This is a genomic window from Undibacterium parvum, assembly GCF_003955735.1.
Lineage (GTDB): Bacteria > Pseudomonadota > Gammaproteobacteria > Burkholderiales > Burkholderiaceae_D > Undibacterium > Undibacterium parvum.
Genome location: NZ_CP034464.1, coordinates 4456514 through 4478293, shown reverse-complemented (window position 1 = coordinate 4478293; position 21780 = coordinate 4456514). Strand labels below are relative to the sequence as shown.

General features: G+C 48.2%; 18 protein-coding genes and 1 tRNA gene. 10 read left to right on the top strand and 9 right to left on the bottom strand.

The features are described 5' to 3' along the window. The first annotated feature begins 2 nt into the window (after positions 1–2). From EJN92_RS19525 to EJN92_RS19505, 5 genes are all read left to right on the top strand, one after another. Entirely contained in the window at positions 3–395 is a 393-nt protein-coding gene (locus tag EJN92_RS19525; protein ID WP_126129359.1) for an ArsC family reductase, read from the top strand. Beyond that, positions 392–1519 carry a succinyl-diaminopimelate desuccinylase gene (dapE, locus tag EJN92_RS19520; RefSeq protein ID WP_126129358.1) on the top strand — a complete coding sequence of 376 codons (1128 nt, stop codon included), beginning with the start codon at positions 392–394 and terminating at the stop codon, positions 1517–1519. Before EJN92_RS19525 ends, dapE begins: the two co-directional genes overlap by 4 nt. Beyond that, positions 1516–2439, top strand: coding sequence for a 50S ribosomal protein L3 N(5)-glutamine methyltransferase (gene prmB, locus EJN92_RS19515; protein ID WP_126129357.1), 924 nt, complete (start codon positions 1516–1518; stop codon positions 2437–2439). Before dapE ends, prmB begins: the two co-directional genes overlap by 4 nt. Before the next feature lie 200 nt (positions 2440–2639). Next, positions 2640–4637, top strand: coding sequence for an ATP-binding cassette domain-containing protein (locus EJN92_RS19510; RefSeq protein WP_126129356.1), 1998 nt, complete (start codon positions 2640–2642; stop codon positions 4635–4637). A gap of 6 nt (positions 4638–4643) precedes the next feature. Further along, positions 4644–5765 carry an NADH:flavin oxidoreductase/NADH oxidase gene (locus EJN92_RS19505; protein WP_126129355.1) on the top strand — a complete coding sequence of 374 codons (1122 nt, stop codon included), beginning with the start codon at positions 4644–4646 and terminating at the stop codon, positions 5763–5765. A gap of 248 nt (positions 5766–6013) precedes the next feature. Here the strand turns inward: EJN92_RS19505 and EJN92_RS19500 are convergent, their stop codons facing one another. Continuing rightward, on the bottom strand, positions 6014–7297 hold the full coding sequence (locus EJN92_RS19500; RefSeq protein WP_126129354.1) for a YihY family inner membrane protein: 1284 nt from the start codon (positions 7295–7297) through the stop codon (positions 6014–6016). Positions 7298–7565: 268 nt separating this feature from the next. Here EJN92_RS19500 and wrbA point away from each other — a divergent pair, with 268 nt between their 5' ends. The 4 genes from wrbA to EJN92_RS19480 are packed head-to-tail and all read left to right on the top strand — an operon-like array spanning position 7566 to position 10480. Continuing rightward, entirely contained in the window at positions 7566–8171 is a 606-nt protein-coding gene (wrbA, locus tag EJN92_RS19495) for an NAD(P)H:quinone oxidoreductase (RefSeq protein WP_126129353.1), read from the top strand. Continuing rightward, on the top strand, positions 8168–8560 hold the full coding sequence (locus EJN92_RS19490) for a DUF2069 domain-containing protein (RefSeq protein ID WP_126129352.1): 393 nt from the start codon (positions 8168–8170) through the stop codon (positions 8558–8560). Before wrbA ends, EJN92_RS19490 begins: the two co-directional genes overlap by 4 nt. Before the next feature lie 23 nt (positions 8561–8583). Then, positions 8584–10020 carry an FAD-binding oxidoreductase gene (locus EJN92_RS19485; RefSeq protein ID WP_126129351.1) on the top strand — a complete coding sequence of 479 codons (1437 nt, stop codon included), beginning with the start codon at positions 8584–8586 and terminating at the stop codon, positions 10018–10020. A gap of 43 nt (positions 10021–10063) precedes the next feature. Continuing rightward, the gene (locus tag EJN92_RS19480; RefSeq protein ID WP_126129350.1) at positions 10064–10480 is read left to right on the top strand and encodes a DUF4124 domain-containing protein; all 417 of its coding nucleotides are present in this window, start codon (positions 10064–10066) and stop codon (positions 10478–10480) included. Between the two features lie 85 nt (positions 10481–10565). On the opposite strand, the gene EJN92_RS19475 is transcribed toward EJN92_RS19480, so the two are convergent. From EJN92_RS19475 to EJN92_RS19455, 5 genes are all read right to left on the bottom strand, one after another. Next, positions 10566–10642: transfer RNA gene (locus EJN92_RS19475), tRNA-Arg, on the bottom strand. 197 nt (positions 10643–10839) lie between these two features. Beyond that, entirely contained in the window at positions 10840–12189 is a 1350-nt protein-coding gene (gene glmM / locus EJN92_RS19470; RefSeq protein ID WP_126129349.1) for a phosphoglucosamine mutase, read from the bottom strand. A 17-nt stretch (positions 12190–12206) separates the two neighbouring features. Further along, positions 12207–13049 (bottom strand): dihydropteroate synthase, encoded by an 843-nt coding sequence (gene folP / locus EJN92_RS19465; protein WP_126129348.1) that lies wholly within the window; start codon positions 13047–13049, stop codon positions 12207–12209. A 79-nt stretch (positions 13050–13128) separates the two neighbouring features. After that, entirely contained in the window at positions 13129–15018 is a 1890-nt protein-coding gene (gene ftsH, locus EJN92_RS19460; RefSeq protein ID WP_126129347.1) for an ATP-dependent zinc metalloprotease FtsH, read from the bottom strand. A gap of 137 nt (positions 15019–15155) precedes the next feature. Beyond that, the gene (locus EJN92_RS19455) at positions 15156–15794 is read right to left on the bottom strand and encodes an RlmE family RNA methyltransferase (protein ID WP_126129346.1); all 639 of its coding nucleotides are present in this window, start codon (positions 15792–15794) and stop codon (positions 15156–15158) included. 32 nt (positions 15795–15826) lie between these two features. On the opposite strand from EJN92_RS19455, the gene EJN92_RS19450 reads away from it, so the two are divergent. Further along, positions 15827–16303 carry a YhbY family RNA-binding protein gene (locus EJN92_RS19450; RefSeq protein ID WP_126129345.1) on the top strand — a complete coding sequence of 159 codons (477 nt, stop codon included), beginning with the start codon at positions 15827–15829 and terminating at the stop codon, positions 16301–16303. A 56-nt stretch (positions 16304–16359) separates the two neighbouring features. Here EJN92_RS19450 and greA read toward each other — a convergent pair whose 3' ends face one another. From greA to carA, 3 genes are all read right to left on the bottom strand, one after another. Further along, positions 16360–16836 carry a transcription elongation factor GreA gene (gene greA, locus EJN92_RS19445; protein ID WP_126129344.1) on the bottom strand — a complete coding sequence of 159 codons (477 nt, stop codon included), beginning with the start codon at positions 16834–16836 and terminating at the stop codon, positions 16360–16362. 192 nt (positions 16837–17028) lie between these two features. Continuing rightward, on the bottom strand, positions 17029–20247 hold the full coding sequence (gene carB / locus EJN92_RS19440; protein ID WP_126129343.1) for a carbamoyl-phosphate synthase large subunit: 3219 nt from the start codon (positions 20245–20247) through the stop codon (positions 17029–17031). Then, on the bottom strand, positions 20240–21406 hold the full coding sequence (gene carA, locus EJN92_RS19435; protein WP_227869852.1) for a glutamine-hydrolyzing carbamoyl-phosphate synthase small subunit: 1167 nt from the start codon (positions 21404–21406) through the stop codon (positions 20240–20242). The genes carB and carA overlap by 8 nt, the downstream gene beginning before the upstream one ends. Between the last annotated feature and the right edge of the window lie 374 nt (positions 21407–21780).

Here is a 21780-nt window from a genome sequence, read left to right as displayed (position 1 = left end):
CTATGCAAAGTACGCAGCAAATCACGCTCTATGGAATTCCCAATTGCGACACAGTAAAGAAAGCACGGGTCTGGCTACAAGAACATCAAGGCGATTTTGTGTTCCATGATTTTAAGAAGAACGGACTCGATCGCAGCACGGTCGAACAGTGGCTCACGCAAGTCGGACTCGATGTTCTGATTAATCGCAAGGGCACGACTTGGCGCGCATTGAGCGATGAGCAAAAAGCGAGCGCCACAGATACCGAACAGGCCATTTCCCTGATGCTGGCATCACCGTCCTTAATTAAGCGTCCGGTGTTGCACGTGACGTCAGGTGAAAACAATGGAATCCAAAGCATTAGCGTCGGTTTTTCGCCGGCACAATATCACTCTATTTTTAACATGAGACCATGAGTAAAACACTAGCACTGACCGAGCAATTGATTGCACTTGACTCGGTCACTCCTGAAGACAAGGGGTGCCAAAACACCTTAATCGCTTTGCTCGAACCTTTAGGCTTTATCTGCGAGACTATACAATCCGGTGAAGTCACCAATCTATGGGCGCGCAAGGGCAGTACTCAGCCATTACTGGTATTTGCCGGGCACACCGACGTGGTGCCTACTGGCCCGGTCGAGCAATGGCAATCTGCCCCATTCGCTCCTACCCATAGAGATGGCAAATTATTTGGCCGAGGCGCGGCCGACATGAAAACCTCGGTTGCCGCCTTTGTGGTGGCATGCGAAGAATTCATTGCCGAACAGCCTGATCATAATGGATCAATTGGATTTCTGATTACCAGCGATGAAGAAGGTCCGGCTACCGACGGCACTGTGATCGTTTGCAACTTACTCAAGGAGCGTGGCGAGCAAATTGATTATTGCATCGTCGGCGAGCCAACCTCGGTCGACCTATTGGGTGACACCATCAAGAATGGCCGCCGTGGCACCATGTCAGGCAAGTTGACGATCAAAGGTGTACAAGGCCATATCGCCTATCCGCAGCTGGCAAAAAACCCTATCCATTTGGCCGCACCTGCGATGGCTGAACTAGTTGCTGAGGTGTGGGATCAGGGCAATGACTATTACCTGCCCACCTCTTGGCAAATGTCGAATATCCATGGCGGCACCGGCGCTTCCAACGTAATACCCGGTGAAGTGGTGATCGATTTTAATTTCAGGTTCTGCACTGCCAGCACTGCAGAGGGTTTGCAGCAGCGCGTGCATGCCATTCTCGACAGTCATCAACTGGACTACGCTTTGAAGTGGACAGTGGGCGGTCATCCTTTCTTGACGCCTAAGGGTGAATTGAGCGAAGCCTTGGCTGCGGCGATCAAAGCCGAGACGGGTCTAGACACTGAATTATCGACCACTGGCGGCACCTCGGATGGACGCTTTATTGCCAAGATCTGCCAGCAAGTGATAGAGTTCGGCCCGCCCAACGCCAGCATCCATAAGATAGACGAGCATATAGAATTGCGTTTTATTGATCCGCTAAAAAACATTTACCGCCGCACTTTAGAAAATTTACTGACATGACTAGTACCAACACTCCATCCATCGCGCATGCCGCGGCGAGCTTTTCCACACTGCGCGATTTGTTGCGCTATGCGGTTACCCGTTTCAATACTGCAGAGCTGTTCTTCGGCCACGGCAGTGCCAATGCCCTCGATGAAGCAGCCTATTTGCTGCTGCACAGCTTAAAACTGCCACTCGATAAGATAGATCCTTTTCTCGATGCACGCTTACTGCCAGAAGAAATACTTGCGGCATTGGCCGTGATAGAACGGCGCGCAGTAGACCGGGTGCCGGCCTCTTATCTGACTAATGAAGCATGGTTGGGCACTTACAATTTTTATGTGGATGAGCGCGTCATCGTGCCGCGTTCGTTTATCGCCGAACTGATTCCTGAGCATTTTTCACCATGGGTGCAAGATGCCGACGCCATCACCGATATTCTCGAACTGTGCACAGGCTCGGGCTGCCTGCCGATTATGTTGGCCGATGCCTTTAGCAATGCACATGTCGATACTGTCGATATTTCAGGCGATGCGCTTGATGTGGCGCGCCGCAATGTCGCCACTTACCAATTAGAAGACAGAATTACCCTGATAGAGTCCGATCTGTACACCAAGGTTCCGGCTAAAAAATACGATTTAATTATCACCAATCCACCCTACGTCAATTCCGGCTCCATGAGTAAATTGCCGCAGGAATATCTGCATGAACCGCAGATTGCCCTGGCTGGCGGTACTGACGGCATGGATTTAGTGCGCAAGATCGTCGCTGGTGCAGCGCAACATTTGAAGCCCAATGGTATACTGATGGTCGAAATCGGTAACGAACGCGAATTTGCAGAGCAGGCATTTGCCGGCCTAGACCTGACCTGGCTCTCTACCAGTGCCGGTGATGACATGGTTTTCTTACTCTATGCCGATCAGTTACTCAGCATTAAATAATATTTTTTACTCTGTGCAATCCTCCTAGCTCGCTAGGAAATCGCATACTCACCCCTAGTATCGATGGGGAAACGCTGAAGCCGCACATAGACTGTGCGGTTTCAGCGTTTTAAGACAGATACTCCCCCGTTTATTCGCATTCTTGCGGATCAATCGATTTTTCAATTAAGTAATTAAGTAAATAAGTAAGTAAATAAACAATGATACGTTTTCTCCAAGTCGTTCTGGCTCGCGGCACCAAACCACTGTTCGACAATGTCGATATCACGCTCAATCCAGGCGACAAAATCGGTCTGATCGGCTCCAATGGCGCGGGGAAATCGAGTTTATTTGCGATGTTGCGCGGTGAATTGCACCCCGATCAAGGCAGTATAGAATTCCCGGCTAAATGGCAGTTAGCCCACGTGGCGCAAGAAACTCCCGCCTTAGATCGCACCGCGATCGATTATGCGATCGATGGTGATACCGCACTGCGCAAACTTGAAGCGCAATTGGCCGAACTCGAAGCCCAGCCCGAGAGCATGGAAAACGGCATCGCCATCGGCGAGATGTATGGCGCACTGGCCGATGCGGACGCCTACACGGTGCGTCCGCGTGGCGAACAATTGTTATTGGGTTTGGGCTTTACCATCGATCAGATGGAGCAATCGGTCGCCAGTTTTTCAGGTGGTTGGCGTATGCGTTTGAATCTGGCGCAGGCTTTGATGTGTAAGTCCGATTTACTGCTACTCGATGAACCGACCAACCATTTGGATTTGGATGCGATTATCTGGCTGGAAGATTGGCTCAAGCGTTATGCCGGTACCCTGATCATCATCTCGCATGATAGAGATTTCCTCGATGGCGTCGTCAATGTGATTGCCCATATCGACGAACGCAAACTTAAACGTTACTCGGGTAACTATTCAGCTTTCGAACGTCAGCGCGTAGCACAATTGATTTTAGCGCAAAGTGCGATTGAAAAACAAACCCGCAAGCGCGACCATTTGCAATCCTTTATCTCGCGTTTTGCCGCCAAAGCCAGTAAGGCAAAGCAGGCGCAAAGTCGTATCAAAGCTTTGGCCAAGATGGAAGAATTGGCACCATTGCGTGCCGCAGCTGAATTCTCGTTTGAATTCCGTGAGCCTTTGAGCGCTCCGAATCCTATGCTGGTGATGGAAGACGTCGATTGCGGCTACCGCATCGAGTCCAAGACCGATCATAGTTTCACTGAGAAGAAGATCGTTGGCGACGTCAAATTCTCCCTGCAAATCGGTCAGCGTATCGGCTTACTCGGCGTCAACGGAGCGGGTAAATCGACCCTGATCAAAACCCTGGTCGGTGACATTGCGCCATTGTCCGGCACTATGCTGACGGGTAAAGGTCTGTCTATCGGTTATTTTGCTCAGCATCAGGTCGAAATGCTGCGCCATAACGAATCGCCTTTATGGCATCTGGCGCATATTGCACCTGGCATACGCGAACAAGAATTGCGCAATTTCCTCGGCGGCTTTAACTTCCCTGGCAATATGGTGACTAGCCCTATCGCGCCTTTCTCAGGCGGTGAAAAAGCGCGTCTAGCATTGGCAATGATAGTCTGGCAGCGCCCTAACCTCTTGCTGCTCGATGAACCGACCAACCATCTGGATCTGGAAACCCGTGAAGCGCTGACCGACGCGCTGGCGCAGTTTGAAGGTACCTTGGTGGTGGTCTCGCATGACAGGCATTTGTTGCGCGCTACCACGGACCAATTCATCATCGTTGCCGATGGTAAGTTAGAGCCTTTTGACGGCGATCTGGACGACTACAAAGACTGGCTATTCAAGAATAAACTGGCGAAAGCCAACGCGCAAGCCAACGAACCGGCCTTGCCTGCGAACAAAAAAACCGACGCCCTGCCTTTGGCGAAGCCGATTCCAGTGGCTGACAAAGGCGACAATAAAGAACAGCGCCGCAAGGAAACGGAAGACAAACAAAAGTTGGCCGCGCAACGCAAGCCGATAGAAAACCAGATTAAAAAACTCGAAGAGCAATTGGCCAAGCTCAACAGCAAGAAACACGCACTTGCCGCGCAATTGGAAGACAGTGCTATCTATAACGATACCAACAAAGAGAAGCTCAAGGGATTATTGCTAGACCAAGCTTATCTGGTAAAAGAACTAGGCGAAGTCGAAGCGAGTTGGCTGGAACAACAAGAGTATCTGGAAGCGGTAGGCTAAGCCACTATGAGCGCCCTATTCTCCTCGTATCAGCTAGGGTCTTTGCATCTGAAGAACCGGATCGCAATTGCGCCAATGTGTCAGTACTCGGCGCTCGATGGCAAAGCCAGCGATTGGCATCTGATGCACATGGGCGCGATGACACTCTCGGGCGCTGGCTTATTTTGCATAGAGGCAGCAGCAGTGCTGCCTGAAGGGCGCATTAGCCCAGCCGACCTGGGGCTGTGGTCGGATGACACTGAGGCCGCATTAGCCAAAGTGATTAACTCGGTTCGCAAATATTCTAGCATGCCGATTGCGATCCAATTAGCGCACGCCGGACGCAAAGCCTCCACCCACGTACCCTGGCAAGGCGGTAAGCAGTGCTCAGCTGCAGAAGGTGGCTGGCAAACTCTCGGTCCCTCTGCGCTGGCACACAATCCACACGACTTACCGCCAGTGGAGCTCGATCATGCTGGCATGCAGCGCATCTGCCAGGGCTTCGTTGATGCTGCGCTGCGCGCCCATCGCATCGGTATCGACGCCATTGAGATCCATGCTGCGCACGGGTATTTACTCCATCAATTTCTCTCGCCACTATCGAATCAACGCGAAGACGAATACGGTGGCAGTCTGGCAAACCGGATGCGCTTCCCCTTGCAGATCATGGCGGCACTACGCGCTGCACTTCCTGCCGATAAGGTGATTGGAATCCGTGTCTCTGCCACTGATTGGGTGGACGGCGGTTGGGATCTTGAGCAGTGCCTGGTGTTTGCACAGGCCTTACATTCGCTCAACTGTAGCTTCATCCATGTCTCTAGCGGCGGCGTCTCGCCACTGCAAAACATTCCGGCGAGTGCTGGATATCAAGTTGAGTTTGCCAATAGAATTCGCCAGCATACCGGCATGCCTACCATCGCAGTCGGATTAATTACCGAGCCGGCACAAGCGGAAGCCATCATTGCTGAGGGTCAGGCTGATATGGTAGCGCTGGCGCGCGCCATACTCTACAATCCGCACTGGCCTTGGCATGCAGCCGCCGAATTGGGCGCCAGTGTAGAGGTGGCACCGCAATATTTGCGCTCGCAGCCGCTTGGATATACAAACTTACTTGTGGCGAATACATCGCTCCCCGCGTCAAAAGTCTAAACCAACAAGCGAAGACAAATCGCTGCGGATAGTGATCAAACGCATGGAGCACCATCAATCTTTTGCTACTGCGCCTGGCTTGCTATGAAATCAAATAGCCATAGCCCCAGTGCGCATATTTCATGCGCCTTGCCGGCCATGCATGCCGCAAACCCGCATGGATACTGGGTCTGCGGCTAGGTCGCTGGTGCCATTTGAGGTAAGGCCGGCGAGTGGATTGCCTTAACCGATTGCCTTAATCGATTGCCTTAACGAATGGGCGCTGTTTGGATGGTTTGTGGTGCCGCTAATTTTTCAGAGAAATACGCCGCCAGATTTTCGCTCAAGCCTTGATCGATGACACGACTGACTAAGTTTCTTAAACTGCTGGCGTCGGCAATATCAAACACAAACAAGCGATACACATCGGAGAGTTTTAAACTGCCAGGATCTGCCGTAAAGATCCAGCGATCTGTGCCCGCATCCATCTTATTCCACCACGGTCTTTGGGATTTTGCAGTGTGATCAGCGGTAACCTTGGCAACCCAATCTGCTTCCAGCATTTGCGCTAACAATCCCTCAATTTCATCGAGTCCAAAGCGCGTCTGTATCCGTATGCTGGCTAGATCAACGCTGGCACCACCACTACCATTTCTGGCAAGGACCAGGACTTTTAATACCGCCACTGCGTCCTCAAACGCGCTGCCAGGCGTAGGCACATGCCACCAGCGTTCAAATTTGACGATGGGTAATGAGGCGGCAATCACCGCACCGATTAAAGTAATCAGCCACGACAAGTAAATCCAGAGTAAGAAAATCGGAATCGCCGCCAGTGCACCATAAATCATGGTGTAGGTTGGGAAGCGCGTCACAAACACAGCAAACAAACGCTTGGAAATTTCAAATGCCAGCGCCGCAAATAGCCCGCCCCAGGCGGCGTCGCGCCAGTCTACACTACGGTTAGGCACGGCCAGATACAGCAAGGTGAAAGCCCCGGTGGTAAAAAATATCGACACCATCGTATAAAAAACTGCCCCTACAAAAGGCACAGCGCCGACCACACCACTGGTGGCGGAAAACAGATAAGAGGTGGCGCTCAGTGAGATACCGATCAGCAAAGGTCCCAAAGTGATGATGGCCCAATACACCAAAATTCTTTGCATGATAGGACGGCCTTGTTTGACATGCCAAATCTGATTAAAGGAGCGGTCTATCATCGACAACGTGGTGACCGCGGTCACCATCAAGGCGACCCCGCCTATCGCGGACAAGCGGGTCGCCTTGGTGGCAAACTGGGTCAGGTAGCCCATTACCGTATTTGAAATCCCCTTGGGCATGAGGTTTTGAATAAAATAGGCCTCTAAAGACGTCCTGAAATTATTAAACAGTGGGAAAGCGGTGAAGATTGCCAGCGCTATCGTGATGATGGGCACCAAGGCCAAAACGGTGGTGAAGGTCAGACTGCCCGCCACCTGCGGCAAGCGCCCTTCTTTTAGCCTGCCAAAGGCAAACCAAAACAAATTACGTATTTGCGACCATGATAATCCACGCATAAAAATTTTACTCTATCTCTTATCGACACTAAGCTGAAGCTACCAGCCCACATTGTAATGGACTTGCTTGTTTTGCTAACTATTTTCAAGCGTCTGCGCTGAATAATTTAAGCCTGGCTGCTCGGACAATTCAAAACATTCTTGTTTCGTCTGACGTTAGCGTGGTCTATACATATCCTGTATTAATCCGACCTATAATAGCGTCTGCAAATTCCCTTTAGTAGTGACCAATTGTTTCATTTAAAAATTGGCACAGATAATTATTTTTATGCCCCCTATTACCCTACTCGTTTTATTTTATTCACGTCATGGCAGCACCCGACGTCTGGCAGAACTGATCGCCCAAGGAATTGAGAGCGTACCAGGTTGCGATGCCAGATTACGCACAGTGCCGGCGGTGAGCAGTGTCACGCAGGCCACTGAACCAGAGATTCCGGCCGAGGGTGCACCGTATGTAGAACTCAGTGATTTGACTGAATGTGCTGGCTTGGCGTTAGGCTCACCAACTCGTTTTGGAAATATGGCGGCAGCCATGAAGTATTTCTGGGATGGCACGGCGAGTGATTGGCTATCTGGCACTTTGGTCGGCAAGCCGGCCTGCGTATTTACCTCAACCGGCAGCCTGCACGGCGGTCAGGAATCAACCCTGCTATCCATGATGCTGCCCTTACTGCACCATGGCATGCTCATCACGGGGCTACCTTACAGTCAACCCGAATTGATGAGTACCAGTAGCGGAGGCAGTCCTTACGGTGCCAGCCATTGGGCTGGCATAGACGGCAAGCTGCCGTTCACCGAAGAGAGCCGAAAGCTAGCAATCGCACTCGGTCGCCGCCTGGCAGAAACCGCGCTACAACTACAAAAAAAATCATGAACGAATCCAAACAAGATTTACTTTATTGGCTGGCCTGTGGTAGCTTAATCGCCCTGATTATTTTACTGCTTCTATGGGAATCGGTATTGGCACCACTGCGTCCAGGCGGCTCCTGGATGTTACTGAAAGTGTTGCCCTTGCTGTTTCCACTCAGAGGAATTTTGAAGCGCCAGATCTATACTTTGCAATGGTCCTCGATGTTCATCCTCTTATACTTTACCGAAGGCGTGGTGCGCGCCCGTAGCGACATCTTACCCATGTCGAACTTCTTAGCCTGGATAGAGATCATCTTGTCAGTCGTCTTCTTTTTTAGCAGTATCTCCTATCTGCGGCCCTACAAGAGAGCGGCAAAAGCGGCCGCAAAAACCGCAAGCAAATCCACCGATTGACGCACCGGATAAAAGTCTAAACCATGTCGCCATTTCTGCATCTCTGCCAGCAAACCATCGGTGCTAATTATGTCCTGAGCGAGCAAGATGAAATGCTGACTTACCTCACCGACCAGCGTCAGCGTGAAGTAGGGAAAGCCCTGGCGGTACTCAGCCCCGCCAACAGCGAGGAAGTGGCGGCATTGGTGCGACTGTGCGCTGAACATCAGATCGCCATCGTGCCACAAGGTGGTAACACTGGCTTGGTATTAGGCAGCATTCCAGATCAAAGCGGCAACAGCATTGTATTGTCTTTGAAACGCCTCAAGCGCATCAGGAAGATAGACGCCGCCAATAATACGATGACGGTAGAAGCCGGATGCTTACTGGCCGAAGTACAAGCCGCAGCACAAGGAGCCGATCGCCTGTATCCACTTTCGCTAGCATCGGAAGGATCCTGCACTATAGGCGGCAACCTCGCCACCAATGCGGGCGGCACTGCGGTACTACGTTACGGCAACGCCCGCGAGCTTTGCCTGGGACTGGAAGTAGTGACTGCCGCCGGCGAAATTTGGGATGGTTTGCGGGCTCTGCGAAAAGACAATACCGGTTACGATTTACGTGATTTATTCATAGGCTCCGAAGGCACTTTGGGCATCATCACCGCCGCTGTGATTAAATTATTCCCTATTCCCAAGAGTGAAGTGACCGCCTTGATTGCGCTGGCCGACGTGAATGCAGCCTTAGGCTTATTAAGTTTAGTCCAAGAACATACTGGCGCAAGCTTGACTGGTTTTGAACTGTTTTCCGATTTTTGCCTACAGTTGGTACACAAGCACTTTGCCGAGCTACCTAAAATATTTAGCAGATCTCATCCGCAGTATGTTCTGATCGAGCTTTCAAGTTCCGAGACTCAAGAGCATACCCGGACCCAGCTAGAAAATCTGCTGGCAAGCGCACTGCAGTCTGGCTTAATTCTAGATGTGGTGATCGCCAACTCGCTCAGCCAGGCTGCTGCGATCTGGAAATTTCGCGAGCTCATTTCCAGCGCCCAGGCACGCGAGGGAAAAAATATTAAACACGATATTTCAATCCCTGTTTCGCAGATTGCTACATTTATCTCAGCCACGGATACACTTTTGCAGACGGCCTTTCCTGCTTGTCGTATGGTTTGCTTCGGGCATTTAGGTGATGGAAATTTACACTATAACGTTTCGCCCCCCGCGCACCAACATGCCAATGATTTTCTGCTGGCACAAGCGCAGGTGAATCGCATAGTGCATGACAGCGTACACCGTCATCATGGATCCATCTCGGCCGAGCATGGCATAGGAGCGTTGAAAAAAGAGGAGATACTTTTGTATAAATCACCTTTAGAAATACGCCTGATGCAGGCCATAAAAGAAGCGTTGGACCCACATCAGTTGATGAACCCTGGAAAAGTGATAGGAGTACGCCATGAAACGACATCTCTGGATTAGCTTCAGCTTCAGCTTCAGCATCATCTGTCTCACGCCATTGATTTTGATCACGCCAGCTTCCGCGGAAACCTACAAATGTGTAGATAAGGGTGTCAGCACTTATATGCAAACACCCTGCCCGGACAGCGCTACTCAGTCATTACATAAGAGCAGTAACAATATTTCGGGCAAAGACTACCAGCAAGCAGTCAACACGAGTGAAAAAGAAAAAGCAGATCTAAATAAATTGCTCAGTGCACGCCAGAAAGAAGAAGAAAAATATCAGAAAGAGCAGCGCAAAATTTCGGCTAAAAATGAAAAAGACAAACAGAAATGTGCGTCACTACAACTGAGCGCAAAATGGGCCAAGGAAGAACTGGCGAATGCCACAGCTAAATCTATGAGCAAGGCAAAAACCAAGCTCAAGAAAGCCAATGAGAAAGCTGAACTGCAGTGTAAATCTGGTGGAGGGCAAAGATGAAGCAAAGTCGGACCAAGGTAAAGTACAAATAAAAAATGAGCTATAAGCGTATGCCTATAACTCATTTTTACTCTTACTTATATTCTGGTGCGTCGGGAGGGGCTCGAACCCCCGACCCATGCCTTAGAAGGGCATTGCTCTATCCAGCTGAGCTACCGACGCATAGTTCTGTTTTATGCTCTAAGCAAGCTCAAGTCGAATAAATCAAGGCGATTTTTTATCGATTACTTAGATAAAAAATGCACCCGATTTTCTCAAATATCGGCGCCACATCGAACTCATGGCGCAAAAAACAGAAGGCTGAATAGTACATGTTATCGACGCCCTTTTCAAGGTTGAAACGGGCTCACAGCGAAATATTATGCCTGTTTAGACGGAATACATTCCGCTAAACGTCTGGCCAGTGAATTTGCCATGTTGGCGTCAGCAGTTTCGACCATTACACGTATCAATGGCTCGGTACCAGAGGCACGAATCAAGACCCGTCCTTTGCCTGCCAACTCAGCCTCAACCTTGATTTTTTCAGCTAACAGCGCCTCATTTTTTTGCCAATCAAAACCAGTCGGCACCCTTACATTGATGAGTACTTGTGGAAATAATTCTAAATTTTCAAAACACTGATCTAAGGTTTGCTCGTTGCGTCGCAAAGCAGACAAGACCTGTAGTGCTGAGACGATGCCGTCACCGGTGCTATGCTTATCCAGGCACAGTAAATGACCAGATCCTTCCCCCCCCAATAACCAACCGCGTTCACGCATTTGTTCCAGAACATAACGGTCGCCGACTTTGGCTCTGGTAAATCCAACGCCCAATTTTTGGAACGCGATTTCAACCGCCATGTTCGTCATTAAGGTACCAACGACGCCGGGAACCGGACCTATTGCCAATCTATCGATCACCATTAAATACAGTAACTGATCTCCATCGTAAATTTTCCCGTTCTTATCCACCATTAACAGACGATCAGCGTCGCCGTCCAAGGCGATCCCAAGATCGGCATGATTCGCTCTGACAGCCAAGGCCAAGGCATCGGGAGATGTTGCCCCGACTTTGTCATTAATATTGAAACCATTGGGCTGATTGCCAATTGCAATGACTTCGGCGCCGAGCTCATGGAAGACATGAGGTGCGATGTCGTAGGCGGCACCATGTGCGCAATCGACTACGATTTTGAGACCACGTAAATCTAACTCATTTGGGTAAGTGCTTTTGCAAAATTCTATGTAGCGACCGTTGGCATCACGCAAGCGATGTGCCTTACCTAAATTTTCTGAGCTGACGCAGTCCATAGGCTTTTCAAGCTCAGCCTCAATCGCCAGCTCAACTTCATCTGCCAGCTTATCTCCTTGTGCGGAAAAAAACTTAATGCCATTGTCTTCGTAGGGGTTGTGCGAAGCCGATATAACGACGCCTGCGGATAAGCGCAAGGCTCTGGTCAGGTAAGCTACCGCGGGCGTAGGCATAGGCCCGGACAGCATCACATCGACCCCCGCTGCCGCAAAACCCGCCTCTAATGAGGCCTCCAACATGTAGCCAGAAACGCGCGTGTCTTTTCCAATCAATACGGTAGGACGCTTACCGGCGAAACTGTCAGAGTTTGCCAACATCTTGCCAGCTGCGTAACCTAGTCGCATTACGAAATCAGGAGTAATCGGATAAACCCCAACTTTGCCGCGTATGCCATCGGTCCCAAAATATTTTCTTGTCATTTTTTATCCTAGTTCAATTAATTTGATATTTGCTGCCAAACTTTAATCGCATCTACCGTTTCGGCTACATCATGAACACGCAATAAGCGTGCACCTTGATTTACGGCACCAAGTGCAGCAGCCAGGCTGCCGGCCAAACGCTGCTCAACCGGACGCCCCACAATTTCGCCTATCATGCTTTTGCGTGAAAGGCCTGCCAAGATAGGTAGGTCGAAAGTATTTCGAAACTCAGCAAGGTGGCGCATCATCGAGATATTATGCGCTAAGGTTTTACCGAAGCCAAAACCCGGATCCAGACAGACTCTTGCTCTATCCACCCCAAGCGCATCTAGTTCTGAAAGTCGCTGTGAAAAAAAATCGGTTACTGCATCATTAACATCGGCATATGCCGGTGCTAACTGCATATTACTCGGCAAATTTTGCATGTGCATGACACACAGCCCGACCTCGACGTCGGAGACTACTTGCCTAGCCTCGATAGAGGCAAAACCACGTACATCATTTACCATATCCACCCCTGCCATAATCGCTTCACGCATCACTTCGGGCTTATAGGTATCAATAGAAATCGCTTTGCCACAGTCCCGCAAAGCGAAAATTATAGGCATAACGCGTTGCAGCTCAACTTCTATAGAGACTGTTGCAGCGCCCGGCCTTGTTGACTCGCCACCAATATCAATAATATCAACGCCGTCGGCTATCATTTGCTCCGCACGAGAAATGGCGTCATCAAGAAAACGGTAATTGCCACCATCCGAAAATGAGTCAGGTGTAACGTTCAGGATGCCCATTACTATCGGGCGACTGCCAGCGCCATCGAGTGCAAAGCGATAACGCCCACATCTAAAAAATGTATTCATAGATAAAAAATAAGGGCGAGGATTACTCCTCACCCTTACATGCAAAATAATTAATCAAAGACAGCGATATTCAATAGTCTTAAGCCGGAGCGGTTGCGCTTGGTGTAACGCCACCAGATTTACCATCAGATGTCGTTTTGGGAGTAGGCTGTCCGGCTTTTGGCGGCCTTGGCTCTATCCCGCTCATAATGTCATTAATTTGATCGGCGTCTATGGTTTCCCAATCTAACAATGCCTTGGTCATTGCCTCAACCTTATCGCGATTTTGCTCTAGTAACTGACGCGAAATCGCATATTGAGCATCCAGAATTGCGCGTATCTCTGCATCAACTTTTTGCTGAGTGGCTTCGGAAATTGTTTTTGAGGCGCCACCGAAATAACCATCTTGCTGACTATCTTCATACACCATCACGCCTAAGCTATCGGACATACCAAAGCGTGTCACCATCGACCTTGCCAACTTTGTCGCACGCGAAAAGTCGTTCGAGGCGCCAGTTGACATCTGTCCAACGAACAATTCTTCAGCGATGCGACCGCCAAACAATATCGCAATCTCTTCTAGCATCTTATCTTTATAGCCGCTGATTTGATCATGCTCAGGCAATTGCCAGGTTAAACCCAAAGCATTTCCGCGCGGCATAATAGTAACTTTGTGTACTGGATCTGCCTTCGGCAAAAGTTTTGCTACGACAGCATGCCCAGATTCGTGATACGCTGTATTTTTACGTTCGTCTTCACGCATAACCATAGATTTACGCTCAGGTCCCATGTAGATTTTGTCTTTTGCATCTTCAAAATCTTGCATTTCGACTAAACGCTTATTGCGACGGGCTGCAAACAAAGCTGATTCATTAACCAAATTTGCCAGATCTGCACCAGAAAAACCTGGGGTTCCACGTGCCAAAATATCTGCCTTAACGTCAGGCGCGATTGGCACCTTACGCATATGTACATTTAAAATTTGCTCGCGGCCACGAATATCTGGCAAGCCAACAGTGACTTGTCGGTCAAAACGACCTGGGCGCAACAATGCCTTGTCAAGTACATCCGCGCGGTTGGTAGCTGCAACGACGATCACACCAGAATTTGGCTCAAAGCCATCCATCTCGACCAGCATTTGGTTTAATGTTTGCTCACGCTCATCGTTGCCGCCGCCCATACCAGCACCGCGATGGCGCCCTACTGCATCGATCTCATCGATAAAGATAATACAAGGCGAATGCTTTTTCGCGTTATCGAACATATCTCTTACGCGTGAGGCGCCAACGCCAACAAACATCTCAACGAAATCAGAACCCGCGATGGTGAAGAAAGGTACTTTCGCTTCACCGGCAATAGCACGCGCCAGCAACGTCTTACCTGTTCCTGGTGGCCCCACCATTAAAACACCACGTGGAATACGCCCGCCAAGTTTTTGAAATTTCGTTGGATCACGTAAGAACTCTACGATCTCAGTAACTTCCTCTTTCGCCTCATCGCAACCAGCTACGTCCGCAAAAGTGACGTTATTATTGGTATCGTCAAGCATGCGCGCTTTAGATTTTCCGAACGAAAAAGCACCGCCTTTGCCGCCACCTTGCATCTGGCGCATAAAAAACACCCAAACACCTATCAGTAAGAGCATAGGGAACCAAGATATAAAGACTTGGGATAAGAAAGATTGTTCTTCAGGCGGTTTGTTATCAAACTTAATTCCGTAATTAACCAAATCGCCGACCAAACCGCGATCGAAAATAGTCAATTGCGAACGTATTTTTTTACCTTCAAGTGTGGTTGCAACCACAGTGCGATTTGCATCATCGATAGTCGCCTCTTTGATGTGCTTCGCCCTCACCTCATCCAAAAACTCAGAGTAAGGCATAGAAGTAGCACCGGAACTTAAACCGCGGCCATCGAATTGTTTAAATACCATAAAAAGCACTAGGGCTATTACCACCCAAATGGCTGCTTTAGAAAACATATTGTTCACGAGAACTCCTTGGACGTACGATAAACGCACGAATTGCCTTGCACACGTAGGTGATCATTCTACCCGTAATGGATAGAGCTTGCTAGACAAGATATGTTGCCTATGTTGATGATTATCAAGAGCGAGAATTCAACTATTTAACTTTTTAAGCATTTTCCAAGCAAAAAAATCTCGGAAGATTTATCTTTGCTTGCTTTAGGCTTTTTATTTGCTACTGTTTTGAACTCGGTTTTGAACATATCTACAATATTATTATAACTAGGACCATGAAAACACTTGACCAACAAAGCGCCATTTGGCTTCAAGTGCGCCTTGGCAAAGGTCACCGCTAACTCAATAATATTTTCTATTCTTGCTGCGTCAACATGAGAATTGCCGGAGAGATTTGGTGCCATATCCGATAAAACAAGATCTACTTTGCGCCCACGCAACTGCGCCTCCAATTTATCCAATACATCTTGCTCGCCAAAATCACCTTGCAAGAATTGGACGTCGGCAATCGGATCCATAGGTAACAAATCCAGTGCGAAGATCTCGCCAAGTATCCCCCCGCCCTCTTTGCCAGCCAACTTAGCTCTGACATACTGAGACCAGCTACCCGGAGTGGCGCCAAGATCAACAATAATCTGACCTGGTTTGATTAGTTTTTCGGACTCGTCTATCTCTTTTAACTTGTAAACTGCGCGGGCCCGATAGCCTTCTTTTTGTGCTAATTTCACATAAGGATCATTTATGTGGTCATGCACCCAATTTTGATTGAATTTATTTTTGGCCATTAGCGTAAAATACTGCTTTTAAAGGAATTTATATGTCAAAACTCACGCCCGCAGAACGTAGCGAATTACGCTCTGAAGCTCATGCGCTCAAACCCATCGTACTGATTGGTGAAGCTGGTCTTTCTCCAGCGGTCTTGAAAGAAATCGATGCTGGCTTGAATTCGCACGGTTTAATCAAGGTCCGTGTCTTTGGTGACGATCGTGAAGCACGTGTTGCAATGTACGATACCATTTGTAGCTCATTAGAGGCAGCTCCGATTCAACATATCGGTAAATTATTAGTAATCTATCGTCCAAAATTAGAGGGCGAAAAAGAAACCAAGCTGATTAAAAAAGGCAAAGGTATGCGCGAAGTTACTATCGTAAAACCTAGCGCTAGCGGCACTAAGAAGCCTTCCGTATCGAAAGTAATGGTCAAGGGCAACGAGCGAGTCACTCAAGGCGGCAATATCAAGCGAGCAAAACCTCGTCAAAGTAGTGCAAAAAAATCTGCTTTGGGCAACTCTTAAAATTTAGAGGGGATGATGTGCAAACATCATCCCCTCTAAATTGTCACTGAAGTCAATTAAATATACTGAACGTCGAGCACTTCGTATTCGCGCACACCGGCTGGCGCCTGCACCCCTACCACATCACCCGCATATTTACCTATTAATGCACGAGCTATAGGTGAAGTAATTGATACCTTGCGCTCTTTTATGTCGGCCTCATCCTCACCAACGATCTGATAGCTCACTTTTTGATCCGTTTCCAGATCTTCAAGATGTACGGTTGCACCAAATACCACGCGCCCTTCAGCATCAAGTGTAGTCGGGTCAATAATTTGAGCCGCACTTAATTTACCGTCAATATCTGCAATACGTCCCTCGATAAAACTTTGGCGCTCTTTGGCGGCATCGTATTCGGCATTTTCAGACAAGTCACCTTGCGCCCTTGCTTCCGCAATAGCACTGATGACTTCAGGCCGCTCTTTGGTCTTTAGTCTATGTAATTCCTGCTTGAGCAATTCTGCTCCGAACTTGGTTAGAGGTACTGTACTCATAGCTTTAACTTAAAAATAGGGTTGACTGCAAGGGTATATAAAATATCTGCAGTAATCTTTCACTGACTTGCACAAAAAATTTTTAGACTTTACGTGTGCAAATTTAGTAAACAGCTAAAAATATCGGGGCCACATGAATCCCATTTTTTCCGAGATTATCTGTGGCCCCACTATTGAAGCTTACTTTGTTATTCAGTGTAAGGTTTTATGCAGACCTTGTAAATCATAGACGTGTAATTCATTTAAATGACGCATACCTTCAACTGCTGCCTCTGCGCCTGCGATGGTTGTGTAAGTCGTAGCACCTGCTGCCAATGATGAAACCCGAATTGCCCGTGAATCATTAATTGCATTACGCTTTTCTTCCACTGTATTAATCACCAAGGCGATCTCACGATTTTTAATAATATCGACGACATGTGGGCGACCTTCCGCAACTTTATTGATCGTAGCGCAAGGCACGCCAGATGCAACAATAGCCGCAGCCGTTCCTTTGGTGGCGACCAATCCAAAACCCATATCCACTAGGTCTTTGGCGATTTTTACCGCCCTTGGTTTATCGGCGGCTTTTACACTAAGGAAAACTTTCCCGGTTTTTGGTAATTTAATACCAGCACCCAACTGCGACTTAACAAACGCCTCACCAAATGTTTTTCCGACGCCCATAACCTCACCAGTTGATTTCATTTCTGGACCAAGAATAGTATCTACGCCAGGAAATTTCACAAACGGGAATACAGCCTCTTTCACGCTGAAATACGAAGGAATGACCTCCTTGAAAATCCCTTGCGAATCCAGTGACTGACCAACCATGCAACGCGCTGCAATTTTTGCTAATTGCAAACCAGTCACCTTGGAAACAAAAGGTACCGTTCGCGATGCGCGCGGATTGACTTCTAAAACAAAGACGACATCTTTGCCTTCCTGTTGCTGAATCGCGAACTGAACGTTCATGAGTCCAACTACATTTAGGCCTTTTGCCATCAGTGAAGTCTGACGTTTTAATTCCTCAATTGTTTCTTGCTTTAACGAGTAAGGTGGTAAGGAACAGGCAGAGTCACCGGAATGAACACCCGCTTGTTCGATATGCTCCATAACACCACCGATGAAAGTCCGATTCCCGTCCGACAAGCAATCAACATCTACCTCGATAGCATCGTTCAAGAATCGATCCAGCAAGACCGGGGAGTCATGCGAGACCTTGACGGCTTCACGCATATACCGCTCTAAGTCACGCTGTTCATGAACGATTTCCATCGCACGCCCACCCAATACATAAGAGGGCCGAACCACCAAAGGATATCCAATTTCCTGAGCCAGCATCAAGGCATCTGCTTCGGTACGTGCGGTACGATTTGGCGGTTGGCGCAAACCCAAATCATGGAGCATCTTCTGGAAACGCTCGCGATCCTCTGCTGCATCTATCATGTCTGGTGACGTGCCAATGATTGGTACGCCATTAGCTTCAAGTTCAAGTGCCAACTTAAGGGGTGTTTGCCCGCCGTATTGCACAATCACTCCAACAGGCTTCTCCAAATCGACAATTTCCAATACATCTTCTAACGTCAGAGGTTCGAAATACAGGCGATCCGATGTATCGTAATCCGTCGAAACAGTTTCAGGATTGCAGTTGACCATGATCGTCTCATAGCCATCTTCACGCATAGCAAATGCCGCATGCACACAGCAATAATCGAATTCGATACCCTGTCCAATACGATTAGGACCACCACCCAAAACCATAATTTTTTTCTTATCAGTCGGTGCGGATTCGCACTCGTCCTCATAAGTTGAATACATATAGGCAGTTTTTGTAGAAAACTCTCCTGCACAAGTATCTACACGCTTATAAACCGGGCGTATATTCAGGGCTCTACGCTTTTCCCGAACGACTGTATCAGTCGTCTTCAAAAGTTTTGCCAGGCGGCGATCTGCAAAGCCCTTTTTCTTCAATTTCAACAACACATCTTTATCGATTGCATCGATAGTCTGCGTATCCAGCCAGAGTTCAATATCGATCAAATCTTTAATTTGCGCCAAAAACCAAGGATCAATATGTGTTAAGGCATGCACTTCATCAAGTGTAAATCCGTGCGCAAAAGCATCACCAACATACCAAATACGATCGGGACCTGGCTCACCTAATTCGCGCTCCAAAATCTCGCGATCTTGGGTTTTTTCGTTCATTCCATCGACGCCGACTTCCAAGCCGCGCAATGCTTTTTGGAAGGACTCTTGAAATGTACGTCCAATCGCCATCACCTCGCCTACCGACTTCATCTGAGTCGTCAGACGGTTGTCAGCTTGCGGGAATTTCTCAAAAGTAAACCGAGGGATTTTCGTAACAACGTAATCTATTGACGGCTCAAATGACGCTGGAGTCGCGCCACCGGTAATTTCATTACGCAATTCATCGAGAGTAAAACCTACCGCCAATTTCGCAGCTATTTTAGCGATTGGGAAGCCAGTAGCTTTCGATGCTAGCGCCGACGAACGCGATACACGCGGATTCATCTCAATAACGATCATACGACCATCGACTGGATTAATCGAAAACTGAACATTAGAGCCGCCGGTATCAACACCAATTTCACGTAAAACTGCCACTGAGGCATTACGCATGATTTGATATTCTTTGTCGGTTAATGTCTGGGCAGGCGCAACGGTAATGGAGTCACCCGTATGCACGCCCATAGGATCCAAATTCTCAATCGAGCATACGATAATGCAGTTATCTGCCTTGTCGCGCACAACTTCCATTTCATACTCTTTCCAACCGATCAATGATTCTTCAATCAATAATTCATTGGTTGGAGAGGCTTCTAGTCCGCGTTTGCAAATAGTCTCGAATTCTTCTTCGTTATAAGCAATACCGCCACCAGTACCACCCATAGTAAACGAAGGACGAATAATGGTTGGAAAGCCCAGGGTCTTCTGTACTGCCCACGACTCTTCCATGCTATGCGCAACACCTGAACGAGCTGAGCCGAGTCCGATTTTCGTCATCGCATCTTTAAACTTAGACCGATCCTCTGCCTTATCAATCGCTTCAGGTGACGCCCCGATTAGTTCGCAGTTGTATTTTGCTAACACGCCATGCTTATGCAAATCTAATGCACAATTAAGTGCCGTCTGCCCACCCATGGTCGGCAAAATGGCATCAGGACGTTCTTTATCTAGAATGCGTTCCAATACTTGCCAAGTGATAGGCTCAATGTAGGTTACATCAGCCATCTCCGGGTCTGTCATGATCGTTGCCGGATTACTGTTAACCAAAATAACTTTATAACCCTCTTCGCGCAAAGCCTTGCAGGCTTGCGCGCCAGAGTAATCAAATTCACAAGCCTGCCCGATGATAATCGGACCTGCGCCAATAATTAATATACTTTTTATATCACTACGTTTAGGCATTTTTATTTTCCTTCATTTGTGCCTGAGCCATCAATGCAGTAAAGCGGTCAAACAAATAAGCAATATCGGTTGGTCCCGGAGATGCCTCAGGGTGCCCCTGAAAACAAAACGCTGGCTTATCCGTGCGCGCAAACCCTTGCAAGGATCCATCGAATAGCGAGACATGCGTCACTCGGCAGTTTTCCGGCAATGAAGTTGCATCTACCGCAAAACCATGATTTTGCGAGGTAATCAAAACCTGCTTACTATCAAGATCTTGAACCGGATGATTCGCCCCATGATGACCAAATTTCATCTTTAATGTCTTAGCGCCTGAAGCGAGCGCCATGATTTGATGCCCAAGACAGATGCCAAATGTCGGAATGCCTTTTTCTATTAATTCTTTAGCCGCCTCAATTGCATATTCACACGGGGCGGGATCGCCAGGGCCATTCGATAGAAAAACCCCGTCAGGATGCAAAGCAAGCACATCGGCGGCAGTCGACTGGGCAGGCAAGACCGTCACACGGCAACCACGATGCGCCAACATTCGCAAAATATTCCGTTTAACACCAAAATCGAACGCGACTACATGAAACTTCTCATCACCAACAACTCCATACCCAGAGCCTAGAGCCCATTCAGTTTCAGACCAGACGTATTGCTTAGATGTTGAAACATGCTTCGCAAGGTCCATTCCTGACAAGCCAGGAAATGACTTCGCCAAAGCAATCGCCTTCTCCGCATCAGCGCCGACCAGAATTGCACCACTTTGCGCACCTTTTTCACGCAAAATTCGCGTCAACTTACGGGTATCTATCCCGGCAATTGCAACAATATTTTGCGATTTAAGATATTCAGCCAGAGACTGAGTTGATCGAAAGTTAGAAACAAGCAAAGGCAGATCCTTAATGATCAGCCCAGCAGCATGTATCTTATCTGACTCGACATCCTCTGGGTTCACACCAGTATTGCCAATATGAGGATAGGTAAGAGTGACGATTTGAGAGCTATAACTTGGATCAGTTAAAATTTCCTGATATCCGGTCATAGAAGTATTGAAGACGACCTCACCTATGGTGTGGCCAGTCGCGCCTATCGATACACCGGTAAATATCGTGCCGTCAGCGAGGGCAAGAATTGCGATGTCATCTGAATTAGAACGTAGGGACTGCGGAATGGGCAGCAAGGGTAACTCCTGTAGTGTTACCGCTGTGCGCCGCACCGAATGATCTCGATCAAATTCCACGCTGAGCCGTCTGCGTAGCAAAAGAAACGATCAAAGGAATGATGGGGATATTAGTCTGCGCTACAGCGGATAATGAATTAGCTAAACCCTCGAATTATAGCGCAAAACACACTCACTAGCAAACGCCCAAGCCATAAAACACGCCTTTTCCACATAAAATCAAAGGACTAAAAATTTCTCCAACTCCTAAGCTAACAATTCCTTCACTTACATCACGAATAGCTTACCCAGGGCACCATCTCAATAAAGCAAACCTATATGATTTAGATTGAAAAAGTTTACATTCTTAAAGGGATCGCTTAAAG

Bases quoted from the DNA above. Each gene is read 5' to 3' on its own strand.
- EJN92_RS19525 (WP_126129359.1), top strand. From the start codon at position 3: ATGCAAAGTACGCAGCAAATCACGCTCTATGGAATTCCCAATTGCGAC.
- dapE (WP_126129358.1), top strand. From the start codon at position 392: ATGAGTAAAACACTAGCACTGACCGAGCAATTGATTGCACTTGACTCG.
- prmB (WP_126129357.1), top strand. From the start codon at position 1,516: ATGACTAGTACCAACACTCCATCCATCGCGCATGCCGCGGCGAGCTTT.
- EJN92_RS19510 (WP_126129356.1), top strand. From the start codon at position 2,640: ATGATACGTTTTCTCCAAGTCGTTCTGGCTCGCGGCACCAAACCACTG.
- EJN92_RS19505 (WP_126129355.1), top strand. From the start codon at position 4,644: ATGAGCGCCCTATTCTCCTCGTATCAGCTAGGGTCTTTGCATCTGAAG.
- EJN92_RS19500 (WP_126129354.1), bottom strand. From the start codon at position 7,297: ATGCGTGGATTATCATGGTCGCAAATACGTAATTTGTTTTGGTTTGCC.
- wrbA (WP_126129353.1), top strand. From the start codon at position 7,566: ATGCCCCCTATTACCCTACTCGTTTTATTTTATTCACGTCATGGCAGC.
- EJN92_RS19490 (WP_126129352.1), top strand. From the start codon at position 8,168: ATGAACGAATCCAAACAAGATTTACTTTATTGGCTGGCCTGTGGTAGC.
- EJN92_RS19485 (WP_126129351.1), top strand. From the start codon at position 8,584: ATGTCGCCATTTCTGCATCTCTGCCAGCAAACCATCGGTGCTAATTAT.
- glmM (WP_126129349.1), bottom strand. From the start codon at position 12,189: ATGACAAGAAAATATTTTGGGACCGATGGCATACGCGGCAAAGTTGGG.
- folP (WP_126129348.1), bottom strand. From the start codon at position 13,049: ATGAATACATTTTTTAGATGTGGGCGTTATCGCTTTGCACTCGATGGC.
- EJN92_RS19455 (WP_126129346.1), bottom strand. From the start codon at position 15,794: ATGGCCAAAAATAAATTCAATCAAAATTGGGTGCATGACCACATAAAT.
- EJN92_RS19450 (WP_126129345.1), top strand. From the start codon at position 15,827: ATGTCAAAACTCACGCCCGCAGAACGTAGCGAATTACGCTCTGAAGCT.
- greA (WP_126129344.1), bottom strand. From the start codon at position 16,836: ATGAGTACAGTACCTCTAACCAAGTTCGGAGCAGAATTGCTCAAGCAG.
- carB (WP_126129343.1), bottom strand. From the start codon at position 20,247: ATGCCTAAACGTAGTGATATAAAAAGTATATTAATTATTGGCGCAGGT.